A 1,954-nucleotide genomic window follows, 5' to 3' on the forward strand; every position below is an offset into this window, starting at 1 on the left:
GAGGTTCTCCACCTCAGACGCCAGTGTCAGGCTGACCCAGGCGTTGACCTGGTCTGTGCCGCCATCTGCGGCCTCAACGATCGTGTCGCTAGGATCTTCGACGACGTACAGGTCGCTGCCCGCCCCCCCGAGCACACGGTCGACGCCCCGGCCGCCGATGAGAGTGTCGTTCCCCGCCTCGCCGAACAGAGCATCGCTGCCACCACCTCCGAACAGGCCATCATCATCAGCCGCGCCGTAGAAGAACTCGGACCCGCTGCCGCCCGTCAGCGTGTCGTTGCCGTCCTCGCCATAGAACTGAAACCGCTCGAAACCTGTGCCGATGGCCGTCCCGTTGACGACCGCACCCTCGCCCGAGACGGTGATGCGGTCGCCAGTGCTGCCGCCTGTGATCCACAGGCTATCCGTGCCCAAGCCCCCATCTGCCGTGTCACCCGCCTCCACGCCTCTGAGGGTCAGGATGTCGTTGCCTTCCCCGCCCGAGAGTTGGTCAAGCCCGGTGCCCGCGCCCAGGCGGTCGTTGCCAAGGCCTCCGTCAAGGGTGTCATTGCCGGCCTCGCCGGAGAGGGTGTCGTGGCCGTCATCGCCCCAGACATGATCGTTGCCGAAGCTGCCATTGAGGAAGTCGGTGCCAGTGCCGCCATAGATGCGGTCATCGCCTTCCCTGCCGTTGATCCAATCATCATCAGCCCCGCCCCTAAGATGGTTGTCATCCCAGGTTCCCGTCAGGGTGTCATTGCCGCCATCACCATCCCCCGATCCTAAGTCGACCAGGGTGTCATGTCCGGCTCCGCCACCTGCATTTCCGCCATCGGCATAGAGAGTGTCATCACCGTCGCCTCCATCCAGCACATTGTCGCCAGCGCCAGACCTACTCTTTATAGTGTCGTTGCCGGCACCCCCATAAATCTCGCTGGCACCTTCACTGCCGCCAAAGAACATGTCATCGCCTTCACCCCCGTAGAGGTGATCTGCGCCAACCTTACCTCTGAGCGTATCATCTCCGGCGCCGCCATACGCGTACCCACCGCCTGTCCCCCCAATAGTAAGCAGGTCGTCGCCGTCGTCACCAAACAGGGAACTACTGTCTTGTCCGGTCAGATCGTCGTTCCCAGAGCCGCCATGAACCTCGGCGCCCCACCCACCGGTGATCAGATCAACACCCTCACCCCCATAGGTCACAATGTGATCGACATTCTCGGCGATGAGCACGTCATGGCCTGCGGTGCCGTTGATGGTGAGAGGGGCCTCCTCGGCAATGGTGATCGCCACGGTCGCTGTGGAGGTGCCGCCTTCGGTGTCAGTCACTTGGAAGGAAAAGCTGTCTGAGCCCAGGTATTCCGCGGTAGGCGTATAAGTGTAGGTTCCATCTGAGTTAATTGTGACGCTGCCGTGCTCCGGTGCATCTCCACTCAAGAGCGCGAACGTGAGCGTTTGACCCTCCGGGTCCGTACCCGTGAGTCTGCCCGCGACGGCAGCAAGGGCATTGGCGCCATAAATGGCGATCCGCGACGAGACAGCAGTCGGAAGGGTCATGGTACCACCAGAAGGTTCAAAGTGATGGAGAGTGAGTGAGAGCCTCAGGGCCGGCAGACGACGTCGAGATCAGCCCCCGCATGTGCGCCGGGCGTGACGTTCCCCTCGACGTGACTCAGGGCGAGCAGTTGTGCCACAGGCCTAACGTGTGGCGTGGAGTCCTAAGCGGCAAAGCTACTTACCGGAATGCCACAATGTAAACATAAAAACGAGTTGTGGGTCCGAGTGTGTGGTGGCCTTTCGTGCCGTGTTGGCGGTGTAGGCTGGGGACGACGGTGTGCTGTCGTCACGCGAGCCACCCTCTTGACTCACGACCTCGTCAGCTAGAACAAAACAGGAACGAACCACTCCGCTGACCCGCTGCCACGAGGACCCCGTGTGGACCCTGCGTCCCGCCCTGCTCTGGACCGTTTGCGCG

1 protein-coding gene is annotated in these 1,954 nt (G+C 62.2%); it reads right to left on the minus strand.

Annotated features, from left to right (window positions below; genetic code table 11):
• Positions 1-1,536: Ig-like domain-containing protein (locus FHG71_RS23140; RefSeq protein WP_176559611.1), on the minus strand; the 1,536-nt coding region annotated here is incomplete at its 3' end.
• Positions 1,537-1,954 lie beyond the last annotated feature (418 nt).

The sequence above is a fragment of the Rubellimicrobium roseum genome (assembly GCF_006152145.1).
Classification (GTDB): domain Bacteria; phylum Pseudomonadota; class Alphaproteobacteria; order Rhodobacterales; family Rhodobacteraceae; genus Rubellimicrobium; species Rubellimicrobium roseum.